Annotated in this window: 21 protein-coding genes and 1 riboswitch; of the genes, 3 read left to right on the top strand and 18 right to left on the bottom strand. The window is 40.9% G+C overall.

Translation table 11 applies throughout. From position 1 onward, the window contains the following. Positions 1-113: 113 nt before the first annotated feature. The 3 genes from B7E04_RS05570 (at position 114) to B7E04_RS05560 (ending at position 3,035) form a co-directional block, all read left to right on the top strand. A complete protein-coding gene (locus B7E04_RS05570; protein WP_165439411.1) occupies positions 114-770 on the top strand; it encodes a FadR/GntR family transcriptional regulator in 657 nt (218 codons plus the stop codon). A gap of 28 nt (positions 771-798) precedes the next feature. Beyond that, complete coding sequence (locus B7E04_RS05565) at positions 799-2,028, top strand: MFS transporter (RefSeq protein ID WP_080777749.1); 1,230 nt, start codon at positions 799-801, stop codon at positions 2,026-2,028. 233 nt (positions 2,029-2,261) lie between these two features. Then, complete coding sequence (locus tag B7E04_RS05560; RefSeq protein WP_080777748.1) at positions 2,262-3,035, top strand: T9SS type A sorting domain-containing protein; 774 nt, start codon at positions 2,262-2,264, stop codon at positions 3,033-3,035. 422 nt (positions 3,036-3,457) lie between these two features. On the opposite strand, the gene B7E04_RS05555 is transcribed toward B7E04_RS05560, so the two are convergent. From B7E04_RS05555 to B7E04_RS05470, 18 genes are all read right to left on the bottom strand, one after another. After that, the gene (locus B7E04_RS05555; protein WP_080777747.1) at positions 3,458-5,740 is read right to left on the bottom strand and encodes a T9SS type A sorting domain-containing protein; all 2,283 of its coding nucleotides are present in this window, start codon (positions 5,738-5,740) and stop codon (positions 3,458-3,460) included. A gap of 37 nt (positions 5,741-5,777) precedes the next feature. Further along, a complete protein-coding gene (locus B7E04_RS05550) occupies positions 5,778-6,986 on the bottom strand; it encodes a cell surface protein (RefSeq protein WP_080777746.1) in 1,209 nt (402 codons plus the stop codon). 12 nt (positions 6,987-6,998) lie between these two features. Beyond that, positions 6,999-8,132 carry a YncE family protein gene (locus B7E04_RS05545; RefSeq protein WP_080777745.1) on the bottom strand — a complete coding sequence of 378 codons (1,134 nt, stop codon included), beginning with the start codon at positions 8,130-8,132 and terminating at the stop codon, positions 6,999-7,001. Then, complete coding sequence (locus B7E04_RS05540) at positions 8,129-10,090, bottom strand: TonB-dependent receptor plug domain-containing protein (RefSeq protein ID WP_228439828.1); 1,962 nt, start codon at positions 10,088-10,090, stop codon at positions 8,129-8,131. Before B7E04_RS05540 ends, B7E04_RS05545 begins: the two co-directional genes overlap by 4 nt. Positions 10,091-10,274: 184 nt before the next feature. Continuing rightward, positions 10,275-10,459, bottom strand: a riboswitch (cobalamin riboswitch). 231 nt (positions 10,460-10,690) lie between these two features. Further along, positions 10,691-11,632, bottom strand: a complete 942-nt coding sequence (locus B7E04_RS05535) for a transporter (protein ID WP_080777979.1) — start codon at positions 11,630-11,632, stop codon at positions 10,691-10,693. 8 nt (positions 11,633-11,640) lie between these two features. Further along, positions 11,641-12,687 carry a cytochrome-c peroxidase gene (locus B7E04_RS05530; RefSeq protein ID WP_080777743.1) on the bottom strand — a complete coding sequence of 349 codons (1,047 nt, stop codon included), beginning with the start codon at positions 12,685-12,687 and terminating at the stop codon, positions 11,641-11,643. After that, on the bottom strand, positions 12,680-13,510 hold the full coding sequence (locus B7E04_RS05525; RefSeq protein WP_080777742.1) for an MbnP family protein: 831 nt from the start codon (positions 13,508-13,510) through the stop codon (positions 12,680-12,682). Before B7E04_RS05525 ends, B7E04_RS05530 begins: the two co-directional genes overlap by 8 nt. 427 nt (positions 13,511-13,937) lie before the next feature. Beyond that, positions 13,938-14,306, bottom strand: a complete 369-nt coding sequence (locus tag B7E04_RS05520; protein WP_080777741.1) for a hypothetical protein — start codon at positions 14,304-14,306, stop codon at positions 13,938-13,940. A 6-nt stretch (positions 14,307-14,312) separates the two neighbouring features. Further along, on the bottom strand, positions 14,313-14,987 hold the full coding sequence (locus tag B7E04_RS05515) for a superoxide dismutase (RefSeq protein ID WP_080777740.1): 675 nt from the start codon (positions 14,985-14,987) through the stop codon (positions 14,313-14,315). 208 nt (positions 14,988-15,195) lie between these two features. After that, positions 15,196-15,879, bottom strand: coding sequence for an SCO family protein (locus B7E04_RS05510; RefSeq protein WP_139785344.1), 684 nt, complete (start codon positions 15,877-15,879; stop codon positions 15,196-15,198). Then, entirely contained in the window at positions 15,866-16,141 is a 276-nt protein-coding gene (locus B7E04_RS05505; RefSeq protein WP_080777739.1) for a YHS domain-containing protein, read from the bottom strand. Before B7E04_RS05505 ends, B7E04_RS05510 begins: the two co-directional genes overlap by 14 nt. A gap of 174 nt (positions 16,142-16,315) precedes the next feature. After that, a complete protein-coding gene (locus B7E04_RS05500; RefSeq protein WP_080777738.1) occupies positions 16,316-16,678 on the bottom strand; it encodes a hypothetical protein in 363 nt (120 codons plus the stop codon). A gap of 383 nt (positions 16,679-17,061) precedes the next feature. Further along, positions 17,062-18,711 (bottom strand): heavy metal translocating P-type ATPase, encoded by a 1,650-nt coding sequence (locus B7E04_RS05495; protein WP_449384824.1) that lies wholly within the window; start codon positions 18,709-18,711, stop codon positions 17,062-17,064. A 356-nt stretch (positions 18,712-19,067) separates the two neighbouring features. After that, positions 19,068-19,487 carry a Fur family transcriptional regulator gene (locus tag B7E04_RS05490; protein WP_080777736.1) on the bottom strand — a complete coding sequence of 140 codons (420 nt, stop codon included), beginning with the start codon at positions 19,485-19,487 and terminating at the stop codon, positions 19,068-19,070. A gap of 17 nt (positions 19,488-19,504) precedes the next feature. Further along, positions 19,505-20,401, bottom strand: coding sequence for a cation diffusion facilitator family transporter (locus B7E04_RS05485; RefSeq protein WP_080777977.1), 897 nt, complete (start codon positions 20,399-20,401; stop codon positions 19,505-19,507). Between the two features lie 20 nt (positions 20,402-20,421). Next, complete coding sequence (locus tag B7E04_RS05480; RefSeq protein WP_080777735.1) at positions 20,422-21,300, bottom strand: bestrophin family protein; 879 nt, start codon at positions 21,298-21,300, stop codon at positions 20,422-20,424. A gap of 16 nt (positions 21,301-21,316) precedes the next feature. Then, positions 21,317-22,087, bottom strand: a complete 771-nt coding sequence (locus B7E04_RS05475; protein WP_228439826.1) for a methyltransferase family protein — start codon at positions 22,085-22,087, stop codon at positions 21,317-21,319. After that, positions 22,077-23,333: an efflux RND transporter periplasmic adaptor subunit gene (locus B7E04_RS05470; RefSeq protein WP_080777734.1), complete on the bottom strand. Its 1,257-nt coding sequence runs from the start codon at positions 23,331-23,333 to the stop codon at positions 22,077-22,079. The genes B7E04_RS05475 and B7E04_RS05470 overlap by 11 nt, the downstream gene beginning before the upstream one ends. Position 23,334 lies beyond the last annotated feature (1 nt).

Genomic DNA, 23,334 nt, shown 5'->3' with positions numbered 1-23,334 from the left:
AAAATTAAAGAGTGATTTCCAACAACATCACTCTTTATTTTATTTTGTTTATAAAATTTCATCAGATATAAAAAATTTGCCTACCTTTGCATTCGTCAGATGATAAGATGTCTATGCAGATTCAAAGAAAAACATTAGCCCAGGAAGTTGCTGAACGATTGATTCAGGGGATTATCAATGAGGAATATGCCATTGGTGATCAGCTTCCGATTGAACCGGAGCTTATGAAGATCTATGGAGTGGGCCGTTCCAGCATCCGTGAAGCGATAAAAATTTTATCAATAAAAGGGGTGCTGAGTGTTCAGCAGGGAGTAGGAACTTTCGTGACCTCAAAACATGTACAGGAATCACTGGAAACCCAGATTAATAAAGCCGAAATTGAAGAAGTTTACGAGGTACGTTCTCTTCTGGATTCAAAAGTTGCCGCCAGAGCAGCAATATTCAGAAATGAGGAACAGCTTCAGACCATTAAAAAGTTTCTTGATCTCAGAGAAAAGATGGCCACAGAAAACCAGGCTGTTGAATGCTATCAGGCGGATATCAATTTTCATATTTCAATTGCTGAAGCATGCGGGAACAACCTTTTAAAGGAAATCTATAAAATCACCAGTATCCATATTCTGAGAACTTTTGAAAGCAGCCATAACAACAATACCGATTCTTTCAGACTGTCTCAAAAAATACATACCGACCTTTATAAAAGCATTGAAAAAAAAGATGCCGAAAGTGCGGCCCGTATTGCTCAGATGATCGTTGACAGAGTCTATTAAAAAAATTTAACCAAATTCATCAGATGACATGATGAATTTAAACATTACATTCATGGAAAACGTGCAGACCAAAACAATTAACAGCCAAACCATTGTTTATCCTATTTTATTTATGATCAGCTTTTCTCATTTTCTAAATGACCTGATCCAATCTACCATTCCTTCACTCTATCCTATCCTAAAAGGTGAATTCAGCTTATCCTTTGCCCAGATCGGAATTATTACCTTGGTGTTTCAGCTTACGGCTTCCATTCTGCAGCCGTTCGTAGGAATTTATACGGATAAAAGACCTAACCCAAGATCTTTGGCTATAGGAATGGGGCTATCTATGGCCGGGCTATTGCTTTTGGCTGCGGCGCATCAATATTATGTGATCCTTATTGCCGTTGCATTAATCGGTATGGGTTCATCTGTTTTCCACCCTGAGGCTTCAAGGGTGGCCCAGCTTGCATCCGGAGGACAAAAAGGTTTAGCCCAATCCATCTTCCAGGTTGGCGGAAATTCCGGGAGTGCCATTGGTCCACTGCTGGTCGCTCTAATCGTACTTCCGCTAGGTCAGGGTTATGTAGGGCTTTTTGCCATTGCAGCGTTTATAGGAATTATCGTATTGTGGAGAATAGGCAACTGGTATGCTGAAAGGTTATCTTTAAGAAAAACAGCAAAGCATCCGAACGACATCATTACTATAGAACTGTCCCGTAAGAAAGTTATATTTTCCGTTGTGGTTCTTCTGGCCCTGGTCTTTTCGAAATACATTTATCTGGCGTCTATGACCAATTATTTCACGTTCTTCCTTATTGATAAGTTCCATATTTCGGTAAAAGATTCTCAGCTGTATTTATTTATGTTTCTTGCCGCAGTGGCTATAGGAACGCTTTTGGGAGGAAAACTGGGAGATAAATACGGAAGAAAGAAAATCATATGGGCTTCGATACTTGGAGCAGCTCCATTCACCCTTTGCCTTCCCTACCTCTCCCTTTTTTGGACTGTAATATTTGCTGTTTTAATCGGGTTAATTATTGCGTCTGCATTTTCTGCGATCCTTGTATATGCCACAGACCTGATGCCGAATAAAATCGGGTTGGTTGCAGGATTATTTTTCGGATTTATGTTTGGGATGGGTGGAATTGGTTCCGCGGTACTGGGAGCTCTAGCCGATGATACCAGTATTGAGTATGTATTTAAAATCTGTGCATTCTTACCGCTGATGGGAGTAATTACAGCCTTTCTGCCTAATATTAAAGGGAAAAAGAAATGATGAAATTTTTATAGGGTTTGAAGCTGGAAGAGGGAAGCCGGAAGTTATTTCATCAATTTATGGTAAATGTTGAGTATTGACTTTCCTCTTCCAGTTTTTTAACTTTTAATTTCCAACTTCTAACCTCTTAAACTATAGAATATTTACATAATTCACATTTATTAGAGATAGTATTGCAAACATATCTTTTTATGTTTAAATTTGGATAAAACATTAACCAAAATCTCAATAGTATGAAATCTATTCTATTTTCAAAGAGCCGCCTTTTTCAGGCCGCACTATTCCTGGGATTCCTATTTCAGTCGAACAACAGCCAGGCACAAAGCAGAATCTATGCTAATGACCAGCTTTCCAACGTCTATGGAGTATGTCTGGCATGCGCTGTACAAAATCCCCTGAATGCAGTGGGAGATAATGAAGATAACTATTCCACCATGGTTATGGGGACCGTTTTATTGGGTGGCGTTGAACAGACCCTGAGATTCCCTGAAGTGAGAATCAATACGAAACTGGTCATCGGTATTGGGACCAATGACATCCCACTGACCGTTCAGCTTCTAAGCGGTGTGTACATCGAAACATTCAGCGGAACAACAGCCAACAATGACAGCCAGATGGTCACGGGCAGCTTACTGAAGCTCGCCGATAATCCGGCCAGAGCGACTATTGAACTTACTCCGGCCAGCTCATACAATGCCGTTAAAATAAGACTGAGCGGAGGCGTACTAAGCCTGGGCGGCGGATTCAGAATCTATTACGCTTACCAGGATCCTCTTTCAACGATCATGGCCTACAGCAAAGGCGGACAGATCACCCTGGGAGGTACCGTTCCACTGGAAGGGTCTGAAGTTACCTTAAGAAATACATCAGGGAAAGAGGTTCACCGTTCTATCCTGAAGTCTAAAACCTTTGATCTTTCTTCTCCGCAGCCTGAAGGAATTTATATCCTGACCGTAGAAACGAAGGATAAAAAAATGTATTCACGTAAGATCAGAATTACCAATTAGATCAATAGATTAAATAGCGGCTCGGGCGGGCGGTTAGCCCCCCCCCGCCCCGTCCACCCCTTCACAAAAAAAAAAAGGCCCCCTCCGGCCGCCGGCCCCTTGTAAAAAAAAAAAAATAGAAAAAAATTTTTAATAAAATTTTTTTGTTAAACTCCTTTTTTCTTAAATACCCTTTTCCATCATATACATAGAACAAAACCTTTGATGATTGATCAAACACAAAGAAAATAAATTACAAACAGAACAAAAAAAAAAAAAAAAAAAAATATGTAAAAAAAAAAAAGAAAAATAAAAAAGCAAAAAAAAAATTAAAACGGCGGTGGAGGGGGGTTGCCGCCCCCGCTGAGCCGTTTCCAGCATTGCAAAAAAAATCGGCGGCCCATTCGGGCCGCCGATTCATTGAAATAAATAGACTGTGAAAACTATTTCTTAATCAGTTTCTGCTGATACACTCCTTTATCGGTAACAGCCTTCAGAATATACACTCCGTTTGGAAGCGCACTTACATTGATCTGTCCGTTGTTCAGCTGTGTGTTGACCATTTTACCGGAAGCATCATAAACAGAAACGTTCAGGATCTTCTCTTGTGTTTTAATGGTCAGAATATCTGTTACCGGATTCGGATAGATACCGAATTCAATCTTCTTCACTTCTGCAGTAGCTAAAGTAGAAGCGGTACTGTTTACGGTCAAAGTCTTTTCAACCACTTTTCCGTTTGAGTTGAAGGTGATAACAACATTAGCAATTCCGGAAGCCAGAGGGGTAAGTACCAATTCGTCATTATCATTGATCACAGCGGAAACAGCCGTTGGATTTGAATTCGACTTAATGGTTTTAACAATGGCTGATGAAAGATTGTCTTCATCTGTAACTACAGTTTTCAGATCGATCGTAGATGCTGTGTTCACATTAACTTGTGAAGGGAAAGTACTGTTTACTGCCGGAAGTGTATTATCCGGGAATACGGCCAATGCCGGGAACCAGTAATAGTCATTCAGCGTTTTGGTATTGGTAAGAGTACCGCTGGTATTGAAAGTATGGATCCAGTTTTTCTGGTAATGGGCGCCATAGCCGCTTTCTGTAGTGTTCAGGATCAGCTCGTCGGTGGTTGGATTTACGCGAAGTCCAGCACCGTAAGGAATCTGTTTGTAAGTCCCGGTTTGTCCCGGGATGGCTGCAAAAGTTTCATTGAAAGTTTTTGTGGTTACGTCAAACTTTACAATCTGCGTTCCTGAAGCCCATGCGCTCACGGAATTAATCCAGTATAAAGCATTCTGTTTGCTGCTCGCGGAGAAGCTTCCTGCATTCCATGCTCCCCACGAACCTAGATATTTCGTCGTAGGAATATTATAGGAAGTTGTAGCAAAAGTCGTTGGATGGATATTTACTACCTTCTGATCCTGGATTGCCCAGATGCTTCCGTCTTTTGCCTGAACAATCGAATGGAAAGCTCCCGGTATGGTACTGATCAAAGCATCGGTAGCAGGATTAATCACTAAAATTCCTGCAGACTGTTTCACGGCAAATACATATTTGGAAGAACGGATTATGTTTCCGATCTGCCCTGCATACTGTCCACCACCACCTGTTCCGGCGATAACACTTCCAACCTGCATATTCGCAATATTAAACACATAGATTCCGTTTGAAGCTCCGATATATCCTTTATTTTCATTAACCCCTACAAATGATCTTCCGTCCCCGCCGCCAATATCATTGAAACCTGCAATTCTCTGCATGGTCTGTGCATTCGCTACAACCAGTCTTCCACCAGGTGTGTACTGAGTATCACCACCGTCTGCCGCCTGCTTTGAGATAAAATAAAACTTATCCCCGTAGATGGTTCCGTATTGTGTTGTTGCTCCGAAGGCATGGTTATTATTAACATTGCTGTATACACGGTAATTGATCTGTCCGTTGTTTCCAATGAAATTTACAGAGCCGTTCGTATGTCCGAACCACTCTTCATTCACCATAAAATATCCATCCGTGAAATTGGTAGAAGCAGCATAAGCTGAAACCGGTGTCAGAGTGGAAGAAATTGGGAAAGAATTCATTCCCGCATTAAAATTCCATACATCCCATGAACCGTTCTGAAGCACACGGGAAGTAGCTCCGACACCAGAGTATCCGAAATCAGCGTCTGTAGGGTCTTTTACCCAATACGACCAGTAGCTGTTATACCATCCTGACCCCCAGTGATCCGCTGCATCTGCTGCCGTATAATCATCAAAATCATAAGCAGTGGTATTCACAATACCGCCTACGGGATAAAGAGGATAGGTTGTATTTCCATTTTTGTAAAGGGCATTGGTATTCTGTCCGTTCAGATCAAAGCCTATTCCTCCGATCGCACTACCGAACTGGGTTCCGGGATAAACCAAAGCAAAAAGTCTATGGTCAGCCTGAGCAATGGCTCTCAGCATATCTTCTCCGGTGGCGTTTCCGTTCCATCTGAATCCCCACACCAAAGCATCAGGATTCTTACTGTCGTTCCACTGAACCACAAAAGCAGCTTCGTTGGTACCACTTCCCACCCAATACTGGATATCAGAGAAGTTGATGTTCGTCGTTACGGTTGTGTTCAGCTGATTACTGCTGTTTCCGACCTGAATATCATTGCGGGGCACACCCTGCACTGTCACCTGTGCATTCGTAAAGAACGCAAACAGAAACAGCATCGTCAAAAGGTAAAACTTTTTCATTTTCGAATTATTATATTAAATTTTGTTGTCTTTAGATTTAATTAAGATGCAGGTCATATGCTCCTGCCACTTCGGTAGAAACTTCTCCCAGCCATCCGGCCTCCTGATTGACCCCTGTATACACTTTTATGAAATCAATACCGGGAAGTTTTACATATTTTCCGTTTTTATCCACTGCCCACGAAATGTCTATGTTGGAAGCCTCGTCGTTGTTCGGTGCATTGTCTGCATAACCGTACTCGTAAGAGGTTCCCACCCAATAATTCCCCGTTCCGCTCTGGTCGTAAAAATTATCCTTCAGTCTGGTTCCCGTCAGGCTGTAAGAAGCATTCTGGAGCCATAAAGGATAATAGTTTTGTGAATGGAAGGTGTTTTTAGTTTTAAATCCAGAATTCCCAAAATTATCCTGCCATTTGATGTACTCCACATCAGTCTGCCAAAACTCACTACCGGGAACGGGGGGCTTATTATCATTGGGTTTGAAATACGTTATACTGTAGTTTTTAGTGGTTGTATTTTTAAAATATTCGCTGCCGGCAATTTCGTACCATTCATCTTCATCGGGTTTGCCGTTTTTATTTTTATCGTAGCCTACCATGATTATTCCCGGCTCACAGGATCCGGTTCTGGCAGCAGTGGCATTATTTCCCCAGAATGCATTCCCCAGAATTTTGAAATCTTTTCCATCAAGATTCGGAATCGTATGGTCAAAGCCAAAAGACACGTAACCTCCGAAACCACCAAGTGTGATCATGGTAGAATTCCCTCCTACCAGCGATTCTTTGGCTCTTTGAAGCATATCATCTTCTGTGCTTCCGGCGGTATATTCCGGTACTTCATTGGTGAACTGCCCTACTGCAGGGCGGAATTCAAAAACATTGTTGATATATTTACTGTAAGGAATAGCCTCTTTATTGACAATAATGGTTGATTTATAAATTTTAACAGCACCTTTCACCTCCACTTTTAAAGTCAAAGGATAGGTCTGCACTGTGGCGCTTACAAAATCCAACTGCAGCTGATCAGAAATAATTGAATCATCGATGCTCCACGTCAGTTTTCCTTCGATTTTCGGGTCTATATTAAGAAGCTTAAGCCGGTCAATAGTATAAGATTCTTTAAGGACTTCAGTAGGGAAAATCACTTCCTCTGCTACTTCGTCTCTGTCACTTTTACAGGCTGTTGCTCCTAGTAAAACAGTAGATAAAAAAGCAGTTTTTATAATATGTATAGATTTTCTTTCCATTTATTTATATGATTATTTATATAAAAAGGTAAAATGGGCAGGGATATTTCCGCCTTCGGTCTTCCATTTGAATTTCCCGCTCTTGTCGAAACAGTATACATATCCTGTAGTTACATAATTCCTGGCATCGGTAAGGTAGATGTCTTCTGTGTAGGGATTCACGGCAATTCCATAGGGTGCCTTAATTTCATCAGCATATTGCTGGTCGATGATTTTAGTCGCAATCACCTGCTCTGTCTTGACATCGATAATCCCGAAAGTCTTGACGTAAGCATGGGTATTATAATTAAATTCATTGCCATAGTAATATAGCTTGTCGTTTACGATCGTCATTCCGCTTACCGCCACATGAAAATCTTTTTTAACAAGGCCTGTCGCAGCATCCAGCAGATAAAGACTTGACGGAATATTATAATAATCTCCTCTGGAACTTACATAAAGGTCTCCATACTTATCCTTTTGCAATCGGTGAAGATTGATGGCTACATCAATTTTCTTTGTCTGGGTAAAAGTGTTAAGATCAACAACAGAAACCGTTTTGTCATAGTTCGGGAACATATACCCGCCGGAATTGGCTACAAAAAGCTGGTCACCGATGATTTCCATTTCCTCCGGCTGATAGCCTACCACTACCTGCCTTTCAATAGCCAGTGAAGTGGTATCAATTTCAACGACCTTCCCAGGTGGAGAATTCGGATTAAGCTCTACAGGGCCAGCATAGCTGCTTGCATAGACTTTATTTCCTTTGAAGGACATATACCGGCAGTTCTGAAGTTGTATCGTTTTAATGCGCTTTGCCGTTTTCGCATCCAATACTTCAATTTTGTTGGAAACATTAACAATCACGTAAATTTTACTTCCGTAGATCATGATATCATTTCCCACGTCACCCAGCTCCTTTACCACATTCGGGTTGATTTCCGCATAGATATTCCTGTGATAAGTTCCGGTAGCATAATCGAAATAATCGAGCGTACATTTGTTGCTGCCCATGTTTCCTTCATTCAAAAGATAGAATCCTTTGATAGGTGTATCTTCTCCTGTACTTACCTCATCTTTTTCAGAAGGCACCACATAATCATCGGTCCGGCATGAGAACAGGAAAAAAATGGTAAAAGCAAGCAGGCAAAAATTTAATTTTTTCATAATGTAAAGCTTACAATGAGTTTAAAATTTCTTCCGGGCATCGGATAATTCCTTACCACGTCATAATATTGATCCAGGAGGTTATTGACCTCGAAACTGGCCTTGATCTGATGAGAATGCCAGTTAAATTTCTTCTGAACAGACACATCGTGGGTGTACCACGGCTGGAGATAATTGGCTCTGATGTTGTTCAGCTGTGCATCATAGCGCTCTCCTGTGTACATAAAGCTGTAATTGAAGCTCCAGTCCCTGTAATCCGCCATCATGGTAAAGGTTACGGCATGCCACGGCACATACGGAATCTGGTCTTCATAATAATCTTCTTTTCTGTCGGTATAATCACCGGCACGCTGATAGGTATAGCTTACCAGAGGCTTCAGTTTAATTTTATTGATATCAAATTCAGCCTGAACATTGACATCAGCCCCAAGAATTCTCACATTCCCAAGATTCGTCATCATCCATCGGAATAAGTTGGTAGTGGGAACAGCTACTATTTTATCTTCCACTTCATTATAATATCCGTCTGCCTTTAGATAAATCCCTTTAAAAAATTGATGATCATAGAGTTTCTGGTAGGTAAAGCCTACGTCATACTGATTCGTATACTCAGGTTTCAGTAGGGTATTACCGATCATCGTGTAATACAGATCATTGAAAGTAGGCATCCTGAAAATTCTTTTGTAAAACGCTCTCACCGTAAATTCTTTTGATGCAAATGGCTGGTAGCTTAGAAATGCAGAAGGGGTCCACTCTGTTTTATCGGGAGATTTGGCATTTTTTTCTACATTTTCATGGACAAAAGTTCCGAGAACACTTCCCAGAAATTTAAATCTGTTCCACTGATAAGTAGTGGCAAAAGCCAGCAGTGAAGTATACCGGGTAGGAAAAGAAAAATCCCTCAGACTGGCATTCAGGTTATTGTACTGAAAGTCAAAACTTGCACTTACATCCCAATTCTGATTAATTGAATACATATTGGATGATGAAAAATACAGTTCTCTCTGAATGTAGGTATTATCGATGGGAAGAACAGTAGTCGCAACATTCACCGTGTCTAAAAACCGGGAATAATCATAGGCAAACTTAGCTTTGATCTGCGTTTCAAATTTTGGAAACAGCTTTTTCCTAAAACCGGCCTGTACAAAATAGTTTTCATCCAGCATCTGCTGTCCTTTCGGTCCAAAATCATTGTTGACCACTGCGGTAGGAATTCCCCTGTCGGAAATATAGCCATACCCTCTTACATTCCAGCTTCCTTCATTGAGCGTTCCGTTAAAAGCCGTTTCAAAACGCTTAGCCCGTATGTAGGAATCATATCTTCTGGCAATCGTATCGTTGGCAATTGATCCGTCAGAATTTTTCTTTTCGTATTTATATTTATACAATCCGTCACTTTGTAAAAATTCTGAACTGAAACTGGCGGAAACCTTCTCTGAAATCTTCTGTTCCACCCGGAACGAAGGATTAAATAAACTGATAGAACCCAATTTCAGCCTGACCGTTACGTTTGTTTTCTGATTTCCTTTAAAATAGGGAGTCTTAGGCTGAAGATAAATGGAGCCGGAAGACCCGAAATCTCTCGCCGGCTGAAAAATTTCGCTTTTCTGGCCGTTATACAGCGAGATCGCCTCAATATCATCCAGCGAAAATTTCCCGAGATCCACCACTCCGTTTTGGGCATTCCCAAGTTGAATACCATCATAGAATACGCCTACATGCTGGCTTCCCATACTCCGGATATTCACCGTTTTCAGTCCCCCCATGCCGCCGTAATCTTTGATCTGAACTCCCGAAAAATAGCGTAATGCATCTGCTACCGACTGGCTGTTCAGCCTTTCCAGCTGCTCCCCCGAAAGAATCTGGGCCGGAAGAATTTCTTTAAAATCTTTTTTGTAAATCTGAATAGGAAGAATAGTTTTCTCCCTGATGGTATCTCCGGATTGTGAATATATCATCTGGGAGGCTATCACAAACAAAATGATAACTCCTTTCTGAAACCGTGAAACTGTAAATTTTCCGACCATTAGCTCATTTGGAATAATGATGCCGCTAATGGATATAGATATAAGGTAGCAAAGACAAAGCACAGCTGATACTGCACAAAGTTATTGTTGTCCTAAGCTTTATTCCACGAAAGCATCAAACGTTCATCCTCCGGCAGGTCTTCTGACTTACTCCGTTTTTGAAATCCTTCCCATTAAAAAACAGTGGATATACTCTTCAAAAACTTTGATGTGGAGCTTACAGCAGCGGGTCTGTTCCGGATTTTCACCGGATTCCCTTTTAAGTGCTTTTTACAGCGCACCAGATTTCGGCAAAGATAGAAAATTATTGACAGATGCAATACACGACATAATAAATTAATTCTCAACACTATGAAAAGAGCAGATTTGTTGAGTGATGTATTAAAACCGGTGGCATCGGAAACCTCAGCCACCGGTTTTTAGAAATTATAATTAAGAGTATAATATTTCTACTAATAATGACATTAAATAACCCATACTTGGTCGCTGAGGTTACTATCTGGTGGCTTCAGGAACCGAAGCCACCATTAATCAAATTCCAAAATTGATAAAAACACTGAATCTTGATCTGGCTTCAATGTCTCCTCCCGCCAGATTGGAATAAGCAGGCAGCATCACCTCCCCGCCGAGACTGAATTTCTTATAGGAAGTTTCAAAACCGAGTTTTCCGTATAAAGCGCTTCCTGCCGTGTTGGGTAAAGCTTCATCAAATTGTTTATTCTTATCGTAAACTTCGCCTTGAAGCCCGGCCTTGGCAGAAAAAATTGTTTTTTCATTTCCGGCAATCTGATAAAACCCCATGGCTGCATAATTCCATTGGTTTCCGAAACGGTAATGCTTTTTATTGACTGTTTTAACCGTATAATCCGTATTGACCAGCAAAGCCAGCTTATTCTTTTGAAATTTATAGTTTAGAGCTGCCTGATAATCCCAACTTCCCGTCCCAAGCTGAAAACTTGGATTGACCCCGGAAATTCCCTTTTCATCAAACTTTCCAAGAGGAACTTTAACACCCAGACCACCATTTAACTGGTGAAAATTATCTTTAGAATTCATCAGCCGGTAAATACCCATTACATTCAGATCTCCGATACCACTGATACTGATATCCCCCTGCATAGTTTTCTTTTCATGAAAATGGAACGGCAGACTGGCATATACACTCAGGTTTTTGGTCACCGGAATTTTCCCCCAAACCTGCAGGGTATTGAAGTACTGGTCCTGGGTAAGGTCTTTTACAAACATATTTTCCTTTGCTCTGTAGTGCTGGGCAAAATATTTGATGCCGATAAACTGTGGGTTCAACAGTGATTCAAAACCTGAGGAGCCGTTTCCGGCAGCGCATCCGCAGGCATCACAGTCATCCCAAACAACCCTGTTGATGTGATTCGTAAAATCAATACTGTCATTGATGGGTTTAGCCTGGAACATTAAGGATAAGACCAGACTGAATATAAGTGTTATTTTGTTCATGGTGATTTTCATTCTGCAAATTTTGGATTGGAAATAAAGTTCTTGTCAGACAGGGTTTTCAGGAAGGCTATAATAAACTGCTTTTCCTGAGTATTCATCGCAATCCCGATGTGCCCGTTCTTTTTGAGCTGCGGATCAAGATTGGGATTATCCTCAACATTATCTGAATAGAAATTAAGGACTGTTTCCAGCGTATAGAACCTTCCGTCATGCATATAAGGTTTTGTGTATTCCACATTTCTCAGGCTTGGAACCCGGAACTTCATCCAGTCATTCTGATCCAGCGTTACCCGGTGACGTCCGGCATCCTTGAACTGTTCATTGTAATACATTCCCGTGTTTCTGAAGCTTTCATCGGTAAATAATTCTCCGCTGTGGCAGGACGCGCATTTTTGCTGAAACAGCATCATTCCCTGAGACTCTTCAGCGGTTAAAACTTCTTTCCCCTGTCTGAATCTGTCATACTTTGAATCTGCAGAAATCATGCTTACCATAAACTGGGATAAAGCTTTTAATAGTCTCTCTCCGGTCATATTTTCATCTCCGTAAGCTGCCATGAAAAGTTTTTTATATTTCTGGTCATCTTTCAATTTAGCAATCACTTCAGGCATGGAACTGTCCATTTCATTGGCATCCGTAATGGGAATAATGGGCTGTTCATTCAGATTATGGATGACACCGTCCCACATATAACGTTTCAGAAAGGCCATATTCTGGATCGGAGGTGCGTTCCGTATTCCGATTCTGTCATCCACCCCATGGCTCACGTTATGCCCGTGATGGGTGAAAGCATTCTCCTGAATATGGCAGAATCCGCATGAAATGGTATTGTTCATCGATAGCCTCCCTTCATAAAACAATTTCCGCCCGAGCTCCACACCATTTTTAGTGACCGGATTTCCGGATGCATCAAATGTCATTTCAGGAAAATAAGACGGAAATTCCAACCGATACGCTTCATCTTTCTCCAGAGGCTGGATCACCTCATCAGAACAGGACAGGCAGCTCAGGAAAGTAATGACGACCAGTGCTGTCTTCAAGAAAATTCTAGTCATTGTGTACATGGTCTACTTTAAACATTGCAGTAAGGTTATCGGTAACATCCACCAGATGCTGGCCCGAGCCCATCATCATATTATTGGCAGTATCCAGGGTAAGGGATCTGCTGCCACTTAAAAACTGATTAAGGTCAGCCAGAATATGGATAGAAGGCTTCACCTGGGAAGTTACCCTGGCCGTTGTGGGAAGGTTTAACGTAATTTCCCGGTAAAGATCAGGGGTGTTATTAGCCGTTACATTTCCCATATTTCCGGCATGGTTCATGAATTCCGTATCGGCAGCCCCTGTTCCGTATTTTCCTTCGAGCTTTACAAAAATATAACCCGCAGCCCACGACCATGACATTCCTTTCTGCTTGGCTTTGTTCCAGAACTCAGCCTGCCCGTCCTGCCCCAGCAGATAAGCCTTCTGACTGATCCCTAATCCGAATTTTACTTTTTTGTAATTATTTTTCGGAATTCCGTTCAGGTCGATATAAATGACTCCCGCTACGGCATCAGCCTGGTCTATAATGAAGGCACCTTTATCGGGATTATTTTCATTGTATTTAAACTCATTCCCGTTTTCATCAATCAAGGTGATATTGCTGACTATATATTTCAGCGTGGAGAACAGATGCTTCTGTCCGGCAGCAGACGTTTGAACGGTTTGATTTAAAACAATATTTCCGAGGTTATTAAAACCGTTTTCAAATTTGATCTGAAGGTTTCCTGTTGTAACGTCGCCCTGCGGATCTTCATCATCGCTGTTTCCGCATGATGAGAGGGTGAATAAAGTAACGACAATAAAGAATAATGATAAAAATTTATAGATTTTCATTTTGATTTTTTAAGTTGAATTTTTTGAAATAGAAATGCTTTTTGAATGAGATAAACATTCAATTTCTTCACATAAAGTCTGATACAGATTAATGTTGTATTTGAACCATTAAGAAGAATAAAGGAGATAAGAAAAATTAAGAAAAAATCAAGTGATTTTTTTTAGCTGTATTCTTAAAGCGGAGCTGCTCTTAATATTCTTAAAAACTTAATGAGACTTAATGGTTCACAGATTAATAGGTACCTTTTTTTTACCACAAAAGGGACAAAATTTTTTTTACACTTTAGTTATTTAAAGTCTAGTAAAAACCGGATGAAAAGAGCACTTAAGTTTTTTGAAAATCTTTGATATTCATTTAAAATCTAAGGCATCCGGAATACTGGAAAACGTTTTGCTTTCTGCGGTTGTGCTAATGATAAAATCTGGCTTAAAAAACCGGTGGTTTGAAGATATGTTTCAGAAACAGAAAAGAATAAGCTGTTTCATAGAGAAAATTGAGATTCTGGGGAATCGGTTGATCTGCTTTTTGAATCACTGCGATCTCAGGAAGTGTGCAGGTATCGATAATTTTCTGCCCTGAATTTTTAGCTTTGTTTAAAGGCGAAGAATCAGAACCATTCGTCTTTGCAAGTTCTTTGCTCAGATAGCATTTTCCGTTACAGTGAAGTTCCGGTTTGCTTTTATTAACGCATAGCGTTGTGGAAATATAATCATAATTTACAGCATACTCCACCAATGGGATCAGGGGTCTGAACGCCATATAAAGAGTGAGGAATATGCTGCAAATTACATTCATCTGTTATTATTTTTTGCTTAAAGCTTCATCGTATCTTCTGCTTACTTCTTTCCAGTTAAGCACATTCCAGATGGCCGTCAGATAATCCGCTCTTTTATTCTGGTATTTCAGGTAGTAAGCATGCTCCCAGACATCAATTCCCAAGATGGGAGTTCCTTTTTCGTCCACTACATCCATCAAAGGATTATCCTGATTGCCGGTTGAAGAAACAAACAGTTTTCCGTTCTTATCCACAGAAAGCCACGCCCATCCTGAGGCGAAACGGTCTGCACCGGCTTTGCTGATCTTTTCTTTAAATGCATCCATACTTCCGAAAGCCTCATTGATCGCCTTTGCCAGCTTTTCAGATGGCTTTGTATCTTTTACAGGCGTAAGAACCGTCCAGAAAAGCTCATGGTTGTAATGTCCCCCTGCATTATTTCTCACTGCCGGACTAAGCTTTGAAACTCCGGAAAGGATCTGGAACAAGGTCTGCTTTTCCTGTGGTGTTCCTGCAATCGCTTTATTCAGGTTGGCAACATACGCTGCGGCATGCTTTGAATAGTGAATTTCCATAGTCTGTGCATCTACTGAACCTTCCAGTGCATTATAGGCATACGGAAGCGGCGTCTGCTTGAACTGCGCAAAAGCAAACTGTGCGGCAAATACGGCACTTAAAGCTGCTATTTTCAAAATCTTCATAACGTTTTGTTTTTATGGTTTAACAAATATTTTTTTCTTTAGAATGGGAGATGGAGGATGGAAGCAGGAAGATATTTCAGTCTAAAAATCACTCTGCTTCTTTATTACCGTTTCATCTGATTCTTTATCTCTTTCAACAAATCACTGTCATAGCTTCTAACCTCTTCATTAACTTCCAACTTCATTCTTTCATCTTCCTTTCCCCAATCTATTTCAATAGCTTTTTAATATCCTCGATCAAAATTTCCCTATCCGGATGGTATTTCCCGGTTAGTTTCGGGGTTTTTCCTTCCGGATCTTCATAGTTCAATCCTGAATAATACAGGATCGGCATATGATCTTTATTGTATCTGCAGCGGATATTTCCTTCTTTATCCACCAACGCAATCATTCCGCTATGGTTCAGACTCTCGCTATCATCTTCCTTATCTCCGACATAAATATTGAACTGATCCGCCAGCTTTCCGATATAATCCCTGTCACCGGTAAGAAAATGCCAGTCGGGAGATTTTGCACCTACCATTCTGGCGTGCTCTTTCAACGCAGCGGGAGTATCATTTTCAGGATCAATGCTTATTGAAATAATCCCAAATTCAGGACTGTTGATCTCATCTTCAATAAACCTCATGTTCCGGTTCATTACCGGACAAATGGTAGGGCACCTGCTGAAGAAAAATTCAACGAGATATACCTTTCCTAGCATATCTTTATTGGTGATCTTTTTATTATTCTGGTCGGTAAGTTCAAAATCAGGGACCTTCATTACGGTGTACAGGTTCTTTTTAAAATATCCCATTCCTACTCCTATTCCCAGAAAAAGAAGGGCAAAAATAACGATCGGGATGATCACCTTAGTTTTTGCTCCGGTACCGGTCTTTTTATTTCTGGGCATATTTTTCAGGATTTTTCTTGAACTCATCTTTACAGTACGTACTGCAAAAACCATACGTTTTATTTTTATAGACTGCCGTATCTTTCATATCGGGCTCTGTTTTCATATGGCAGATCGGATCTTCCGCGTTGGCAAATTTTACGTTTTTTGCATTGGATTTTGATGCAGCTGTAGTCTTTTTATGCTTTACTTTAGGGGTTTCCTGGGCACATGCCAATAGTGAAACTGACAGTAGTGCCGTTAAAATAATCTTTGATTTCATTTTGATTTAAAATTGAAATTGATAATTGTATTGAACAAAAAATGGATAATTATTAAACTAAATTTAATATAATTTACAAGTGGGTTTTAAACTTCATTCCCTCAAAACGGCCTTTAAAAGCCTCAATGGAAAGAAAAGCCAAAATCAACTAAGCATTTAGTTTAAATTATACTCTTAAGACAAAGGAGGATGAAATATCCGTGAGAAATAATCTGAAGTATGATCAAATAAGTACCCAGACGCCACAGATTGACATTCCTGATCAGACGTGTGATGATTCAGAGAAGCAAGTATATCGTGGGAAATAAAAACATCCAGCACAGATATTTTGATGACCTGTGAGTTATTGGATTGCTTTTCGGTTTTTGCCAGTTCTTTGCTGACGTAGCATTTTCCTTTACACGTTGACTGAGGTACATTTCGGTTCTCGCAAAGATTTTTTACAATATAATCATAGTTCACGGCATAATTCACCAATGGCAAAACAGGGCGTAATGCAATGGTAAAAATGATGAATATGGAAATAAAAAATCTCAATGATCAGTTCTGTGTTACAAATATACTACTCAATTTGAGTTTCTGGTGTATAGTATGATGAATGTCATTATTATTTTGGGATTAGGGATTAGGGATTAGGGATTAGGGATTAGGGATTAGGGAAGATAAACTGTTTTTTTCAGATGTTGTGGATTTTTTTACAAAAAAAACCTTACAGGTCCTGGTGGCCTATAAGGTTTGAATGTTTTTATTTTTAAAAGGATGATGTTGTTTTTAATCGCAAAGGCGCGAGTGCTTTATAAAGGCTTTTTAAGGCGCAAGGATTTTATCTCCGATAAAATTTTATACTGCTAATAACTCATTGCTTTATCTGCAACCTGAAATTCATTACCCGACACCTGCAACCTAAAACCTCCTACCTCCTAAAATCTCATCCGCTGAATTCTCACTGCATTTAAAATAGCTAATAATGCAACTCCTACATCTGCAAATACTGCTTCCCACATCGTGGCCAGACCTCCGGCTCCCAGTATAAGAACCACTGCTTTTACCGCAAAGGCTAAAATAATATTCTGCCATACGATCTTCTTAGTCTGTTTTCCGATATTAATAGCCATCGGGATTTTACTGGGTCTGTCATCCTGAATTACGACATCTGCTGTTTCAATTGTGGCATCACTGCCGAGTCCGCCCATGGCAATTCCCACATCGCTGAGGGCAACTACCGGAGCATCATTTACGCCATCACCTACAAAGGCAACGGTCTGGTTCTTCGCTTTGATCTCTTTTACCTTATTCACTTTATCTTCCGGCAACATGTCTCCAAATGCACTGTCGATGCCCAGCTGATCGGCTACGTATTTGACAACGGTGCTTTTATCGCCGCTAAGCATGGTAGCTTTCACGTCCATCCTGTGAAGACTGTCAACAGTTTCTTTGGCATCTTCTTTTATGCTGTCTGCAATGGTAATGTATCCTGCAAACTTTTTATCATAAGCTATAGCAATAATGGTGTACACAATATTGGCATGATTGATATCGTAGCTGATCTTAAACTGATCCATCAGCTTAAAGTTTCCTACCAACAGTTCTTTTCCGTTGACTATGGCTTTTAAACCATGTCCTGCGATTTCCTCTACATTCTCCAATGGGATGGAATGATCAATTTCACCGGCATAATTGTGAATGGCTGTAGCTACAGGGTGGGTGCTTTTGCTTTCCAGTGCATTCACCAGTTTCAGGATTTCTTCTTTATTGAATTCCGGCTTGATGCTTACTTCCTGCACTTTGAAAACACCTTCTGTCATGGTTCCTGTTTTATCCATCACTACATTCCGGATTTCTGCAATACTGTCCAGGAAATTACTTCCTTTAAATAAAATCCCGTTCCGGCTCGCAGCCCCGATTCCACCAAAATATCCCAGCGGAATTGAGATCACCAGCGCACATGGACATGAGATCACCAGGAAAACCAATGCTTTGTACAGCCAGTCCCTGAACACGTAATCATTGACAAAAAAATAAGGCAGAAGACAAATTCCTATGGCAAGAAAAACCACGATAGGGGTATAAACCTTTGCAAATTTTCTGATGAATAATTCCGTGGGAGCTTTTTGTGAGGTAGCATTCTGCACCAGCTCCAGAATCTTACTCAGTTTACTGTCTTCATAGGCTGTGTTCACCTTTACAAGGGCAATGCTGTTCATATTGATCATTCCGGCCAGAACTGTGTCTCCTTTCTCTTTTGTATCCGGCTTGCTTTCACCCGTCAGCGCTGCGGTATTGAATGAAGCCGATACCGTCATCAGTTCACCGTCCAGCGCCAGTTTTTCGCCCGGCTTCAGCTGGATGATATCTCCTATTCTGGTTTCTTTGGCTTTAATGGTTTTGGGCTGGCTGCCTTCAAGAATGGTCACCTCATCCGGACGCTGATCCAGTAATGCCTTAATGTTTCCTTTCGCTCTTGAAACGGCCATTCCCTGGAATACTTCACCCACGGAATAGAAAAGCATTACGGCTACCCCTTCCGGATATTCGCCGATCACAAATGCACCCACTGTTGCAATTCCCATCAGGAAAAACTCGGAGAACACATCGCCCTGTATGATACTTTCATAAGCTTCTTTTAAAACCGGAAGACCTACAGGCACATAAGCTGCCAGATACCACGCAAGACGTACCCATCCTGTAAACCATTCAGTTTTTATATAATTATCCAATGCGATTCCAATGAGCAACAGCACGAAAGATATGATAGCCGGCAGAAACAGCTGAAAGATCGTTTTATCTCCGGTATCATGCGAATGATCGTGGCCGTCTCCTTCGGAATGATCATGTTTGTGAGGTTCTCTATTTTTTGGTTTTGTGCTACAACATTCTTCCATAAGTACTATTTTTATGTAAAATTAGGGTTAAAGTGAATGCAATGCTATTGCAAACTTTCAAGGCAGTTTTCACAGATTCCTTTGGCAAAAAGCCTTATTTCATCAATCCTGAAACTCGTCTGGATATTCTCTGGAAAGGAAATATCTTCCCTGCAGGTGGTCTGCCTGCAAATTTTACAGTAAAAATGCAGATGCCAGTCTTTATGGGTCTTTTCATCACAGCCATCATCACATAATTTGTATTTTGTGGTGGTATTTTCCTGAATGCTGTGTACGATGCCTTTTTCTTCAAAAGTCTTCAAAGTACGGTAAATGGTCGTCCGGTCTGCATTTTCGAAATGATTTTCCACTTCGGAAAGGGACAATGCTGCTTCCTGCGTGCTTAGAAAGTCATATACCAGAATCCTCATACTGGTAGGTTTGGTATTTTTATCGATGAGTTTATTTTCTATATCTTTTTTCATAGGATAAGGTTGATTTTTTAAAGATGTACTTCCTGTTCGTCATAGCCCTCTTCTTCGATCTGAAAAGTGGTATGGCTGATCTTAAAATTGGAAGTAGTCACCTCTGTTAATGTTTTCAGTAACTGATTTTGAGCGATTCCATTATCTTTAACGATATGCGCACTCATGGCATTCACACTTGAAGTTAATGACCACACGTGGAGATCATGAACATTTTTCACACCGGGAATTTCTTCCAGGGTTTTACGCAGCTTATGGATATCCACATCTTTCGGGGTTCCTTCCAGCAATACATTTACAGCTTCTTTCAGTAAACGCCATGTTCTCGGGAAGATCAGCAGTCCTATTGCTGCAGAAATAATCGGGTCAGCATAATACCAGCCTGTGGTCAGCATAATTACACCGGCAATCATCACGCCAATGGAGGTCAGCATATCGGAAAGGACTTCAAAATAGGCTCCTTTCATATTGAGGCTGCCTTCTGAATCTTTCCGGAGGATCATCATTCCTATAATATTCACCACAAGGCCGATTCCTGCTACAATCAGCATCGTTTTACTCTGAATAGCCGGCGGGTCCTGAAACCGCTGATAAGCTTCATACAAAACATAAATGGAAATCCCAAGCAATATTACCGCATTGATGACTGCAGCGAGTATTTCGGTCCGGTAATAGCCAAATGTTTTTCCCGGATCTGCTTTCCGCTCTCCTATTTTTATGGCAATAAATGCTAAAAACAGGCCCACAACATCAGTCAGCATATGTGCCGCATCAGCCAGAAGGGCAAGGCTCTGGGTAACGATCCCGCCAATAACTTCGGCGATCATATAGGTTCCGCTTAAACACAGGACCAGAAGCAGATTTTTTTTATGCCTGCTGGCCGGTGAAGTGGTTTGTATTTTTGTATCGTTCATCATTTTAAATTTTGAATCTGTTACATTTCGTAGTATAAAGGATTTTCCTTTTTGGCAGGGACATTCTGCTCACCTGTCATCTGTCTTATATTGATCTCGATGGTTTGGGCCAATGAAGTGACAGGAGTATCCACCGGTCCGTTTTCAAAGGGGTCCTGCATAATGATGGATGTTTTCTCTATAGCAAGAAACATCACCGGGATCAGGAATGTGATGATGATTTCAACGGCCAGCTGTCCATCATCCAATCCAAACGGAAGGATCGCTGCAAAAACATAGATCAGGCTATGCAGGAGAATGCTGTACGACCGTGGAAAAACCGTGTTCTTCAGTCTTTCACATTTTCCCATACTATCGCAGAGCCGCGTGATGATATCATTGAGCTGCATTTGCTGGAAATCCGTCAGCCCTTTTGAAGAAGCAACTTCTCTTAACTGTACGGAGTGCGCATCCAGAAGTGCATTCGGAATGTTTGTTCCTCTTATCTGATGCTCATCCAGATATTGCTGGACTTTATCTGAGAACGGTTGTTTCCTCAAGGATTCACCGAGGGCATAGGTCCAGATGATCTGTCTTTGTGCAAAATCTTTTATCATCGGGTCTCCTGCAGGGAAAAACTGGATCACCAACCTCATCAGCGTTCTGGAATCATTGACTATTGCTCCCCAAACTGTTCTGGCCTCCCACCATCTTTCGTAGGATTGGGAAGTTCTGAAAGCAAGCAATAAGGAAACTGCAGTTCCTAAAAGAGCCGGAATGTTCAGGGGAAGGGATATTTTCTTAAACCATGGAAGAAGGTCCAGCAGCCCGATGGATATGGCAAATATGGCCATAAAGATGATCTGGGATTTTATTTCACGGATGAAATACCAGATGGATATTTTCTTATTTAGCAGCATAACTCATTTTTTAAGTTTATCTGTTATTTTCCAGATAGGTGGTTCTTGTTTTAATGATTTTCAGGACGATGTAAATCACCATTGTCAGTAGACATCCGATAACAAAAAAGATATTGTAGTGGCTATGGTGCTTAGTCCATTCTCCTACCAGATCAAAAACCATAAAAATCAAAAAAACCGCAAACAGTCCATTCTTTTCTTTCTTGATTACCTTCTTTATACTGAATGACAGACTGCTTCTGGTAAACATCCCTAATTTAGGAATAAAAGCCGGCACTTTCGCGGCCCACTCCTTATAAATGCTTCCGAATTTCCTTTCCAGAAACTGTTCTTCGGCATACATAATCCTTTCATAATAAATCCAGTAGAACAGGATAAAGGATATTATAAACCATAAGCTTTCCGTAAGCAGTGCAGGTCCCAGCCACATAAAGAAATTTCCCAGATAAAGCGGATGTCTTACTATACTGTATATTCCGGTGGTATTCAATGTATCTGCCACCTGTCCCTCCGCGGTATTTCTGCCTGAAGTATTTTTTGGTGTATGCCCTACAGTGTATATCCTGATTCCCAAGCCTGCAAGACTTACCAGCAGACAGAAAAATTCAAAATAAACCGTACAGTCTGTCATGGTCTTCTGTAGATTCGACTGGATAAATACGACCAATCCTACGAATAAAATTCCTATCGGCAGGATACTTCTGTATTTAAACAGCCAGTTTCCCTGTTCTTCAAGTTCTTCTTTTAATGCCATCACTTTTAATTTTACGTGGTGATTAATGTTCATGTCCTCCGGAATTGGAAAGCTTGGCATTCACGAAGAAAGCCCCTTTTACCACTATTCTGGCATCGGCAGGAATCCCTTTTACCGGGGTAATTGCCGTGTAACCCATATCTGAAGTACCTTTTATCACTTCTATCTTTTCAAAATTGATGGTCTTCTCTTCATGTTTTGGTTCCTCTTCATTTTTTTCAACAGCAGGCTCTTCCTCCTCATGTTCTTCCGGCTTTTTATCGGTTTTTATAAAGACATAATACTTCCCGTCTGCTTCTACAATGGCTTCATTCGGAACGGCGGGCGTGGTATTTTTATCCAGGCTTACAATTCCTGTAATATTCATACCATCAATAAGACCTGCCTTATTTCCGGTTACGGTGCCATGGACGGAAACGGTTTTGCTTTCGTTTTCAAAAGAGGATCCTACGCTGTAGACCATGGCATCATATTCAGTTTCGGGGTTATTGGTCAGTTTAAAGTGAACAATCTGCCCTACTTTCATTTTAGGAAGGTCTTTTTCAAAAACCTGCAGATCAAGATGAATCGAATTGTTGTCAATAATTTCCGCCACTGGCGACGAAACGTCTACATAGCTCCCGATCTGCGCAGAAATACTGCTGACCGTTCCACTAATAGGCGCCGTGATCACCAAACCGGATCTCATATTGGAATTATTTACTTTACCGGGGCTGATTCCCATCATCTGAAGCTGTTTCAGCAACGAAGCTCTCCGAGTCCTTAATGTTCTGAGCTCCGCATCTGAGCTCTGAAGGTTTTTCTTTGCTCCCGCATCATTGTCGAACAGTTCCTTTTGTCTTCTGTACTCCTGCTCTGCATAGGTGATTCTGCTGTTGGTGGTCAGATAGTCTTCCTGCAGCTGTATAAATTCAGGATTGGCGATGGTGGCAATCACCTGTCCTTTTTTCACGATGCTTCCTACCTGAACGGTAATGGTTTTAATCACTCCGCCATAGAGGGAAGTGATGGTGGCTTTATTGTTGTTCGGGACCCGGAGAATTCCATTTGCTTTGATGGTGGAAGTGAGTTCTTTCATTTCCACAGGCCCCAGGGAGATCCCAACTGACTTTATCTGTTCCTCCGTGAGTGAAGCAATGGTTTGCGGCTCTTCTTCATGACCTGCTTCTGCCTTTTCCGTTTTAACTTCCTCTTTTTCTGCCGTAGCTTCCTTTTTTCCACAACTGAGCATAAAAAGGGCTATGACTGTAAGAGATATGATATTGTGCTTTATTTTCATG

The organism is Chryseobacterium phocaeense (assembly GCF_900169075.1).
GTDB lineage: Bacteria > Bacteroidota > Bacteroidia > Flavobacteriales > Weeksellaceae > Chryseobacterium > Chryseobacterium phocaeense.
Note: the sequence above shows the minus strand (reverse complement) of the source record. Positions and strands in the feature narration are given on the sequence as shown.

What these genes read in the sequence shown, in the direction of transcription:
- B7E04_RS05570 (WP_165439411.1), top strand. Translation starts at nt 114, where the DNA reads ATGCAGATTCAAAGAAAAACATTAGCCCAGGAAGTTGCTGAACGATTG.
- B7E04_RS05565 (WP_080777749.1), top strand. Translation starts at nt 799, where the DNA reads ATGATGAATTTAAACATTACATTCATGGAAAACGTGCAGACCAAAACA.
- B7E04_RS05560 (WP_080777748.1), top strand. Translation starts at nt 2,262, where the DNA reads ATGAAATCTATTCTATTTTCAAAGAGCCGCCTTTTTCAGGCCGCACTA.
- B7E04_RS05555 (WP_080777747.1), bottom strand. Translation starts at nt 5,740, where the DNA reads ATGAAAAAGTTTTACCTTTTGACGATGCTGTTTCTGTTTGCGTTCTTT.
- B7E04_RS05550 (WP_080777746.1), bottom strand. Translation starts at nt 6,986, where the DNA reads ATGGAAAGAAAATCTATACATATTATAAAAACTGCTTTTTTATCTACT.
- B7E04_RS05545 (WP_080777745.1), bottom strand. Translation starts at nt 8,132, where the DNA reads ATGAAAAAATTAAATTTTTGCCTGCTTGCTTTTACCATTTTTTTCCTG.
- B7E04_RS05540 (WP_228439828.1), bottom strand. Translation starts at nt 10,090, where the DNA reads ATGATATATTCACAATCCGGAGATACCATCAGGGAGAAAACTATTCTT.
- B7E04_RS05535 (WP_080777979.1), bottom strand. Translation starts at nt 11,632, where the DNA reads ATGAACAAAATAACACTTATATTCAGTCTGGTCTTATCCTTAATGTTC.
- B7E04_RS05530 (WP_080777743.1), bottom strand. Translation starts at nt 12,687, where the DNA reads ATGACTAGAATTTTCTTGAAGACAGCACTGGTCGTCATTACTTTCCTG.
- B7E04_RS05525 (WP_080777742.1), bottom strand. Translation starts at nt 13,510, where the DNA reads ATGAAAATCTATAAATTTTTATCATTATTCTTTATTGTCGTTACTTTA.
- B7E04_RS05520 (WP_080777741.1), bottom strand. Translation starts at nt 14,306, where the DNA reads ATGAATGTAATTTGCAGCATATTCCTCACTCTTTATATGGCGTTCAGA.
- B7E04_RS05515 (WP_080777740.1), bottom strand. Translation starts at nt 14,987, where the DNA reads ATGAAGATTTTGAAAATAGCAGCTTTAAGTGCCGTATTTGCCGCACAG.
- B7E04_RS05510 (WP_139785344.1), bottom strand. Translation starts at nt 15,879, where the DNA reads ATGCCCAGAAATAAAAAGACCGGTACCGGAGCAAAAACTAAGGTGATC.
- B7E04_RS05505 (WP_080777739.1), bottom strand. Translation starts at nt 16,141, where the DNA reads ATGAAATCAAAGATTATTTTAACGGCACTACTGTCAGTTTCACTATTG.
- B7E04_RS05495 (WP_449384824.1), bottom strand. Translation starts at nt 18,711, where the DNA reads ATGGGAATTGCAACAGTGGGTGCATTTGTGATCGGCGAATATCCGGAA.
- B7E04_RS05490 (WP_080777736.1), bottom strand. Translation starts at nt 19,487, where the DNA reads ATGAAAAAAGATATAGAAAATAAACTCATCGATAAAAATACCAAACCT.
- B7E04_RS05485 (WP_080777977.1), bottom strand. Translation starts at nt 20,401, where the DNA reads ATGAACGATACAAAAATACAAACCACTTCACCGGCCAGCAGGCATAAA.
- B7E04_RS05480 (WP_080777735.1), bottom strand. Translation starts at nt 21,300, where the DNA reads ATGCTGCTAAATAAGAAAATATCCATCTGGTATTTCATCCGTGAAATA.
- B7E04_RS05475 (WP_228439826.1), bottom strand. Translation starts at nt 22,087, where the DNA reads ATGAACATTAATCACCACGTAAAATTAAAAGTGATGGCATTAAAAGAA.
- B7E04_RS05470 (WP_080777734.1), bottom strand. Translation starts at nt 23,333, where the DNA reads ATGAAAATAAAGCACAATATCATATCTCTTACAGTCATAGCCCTTTTT.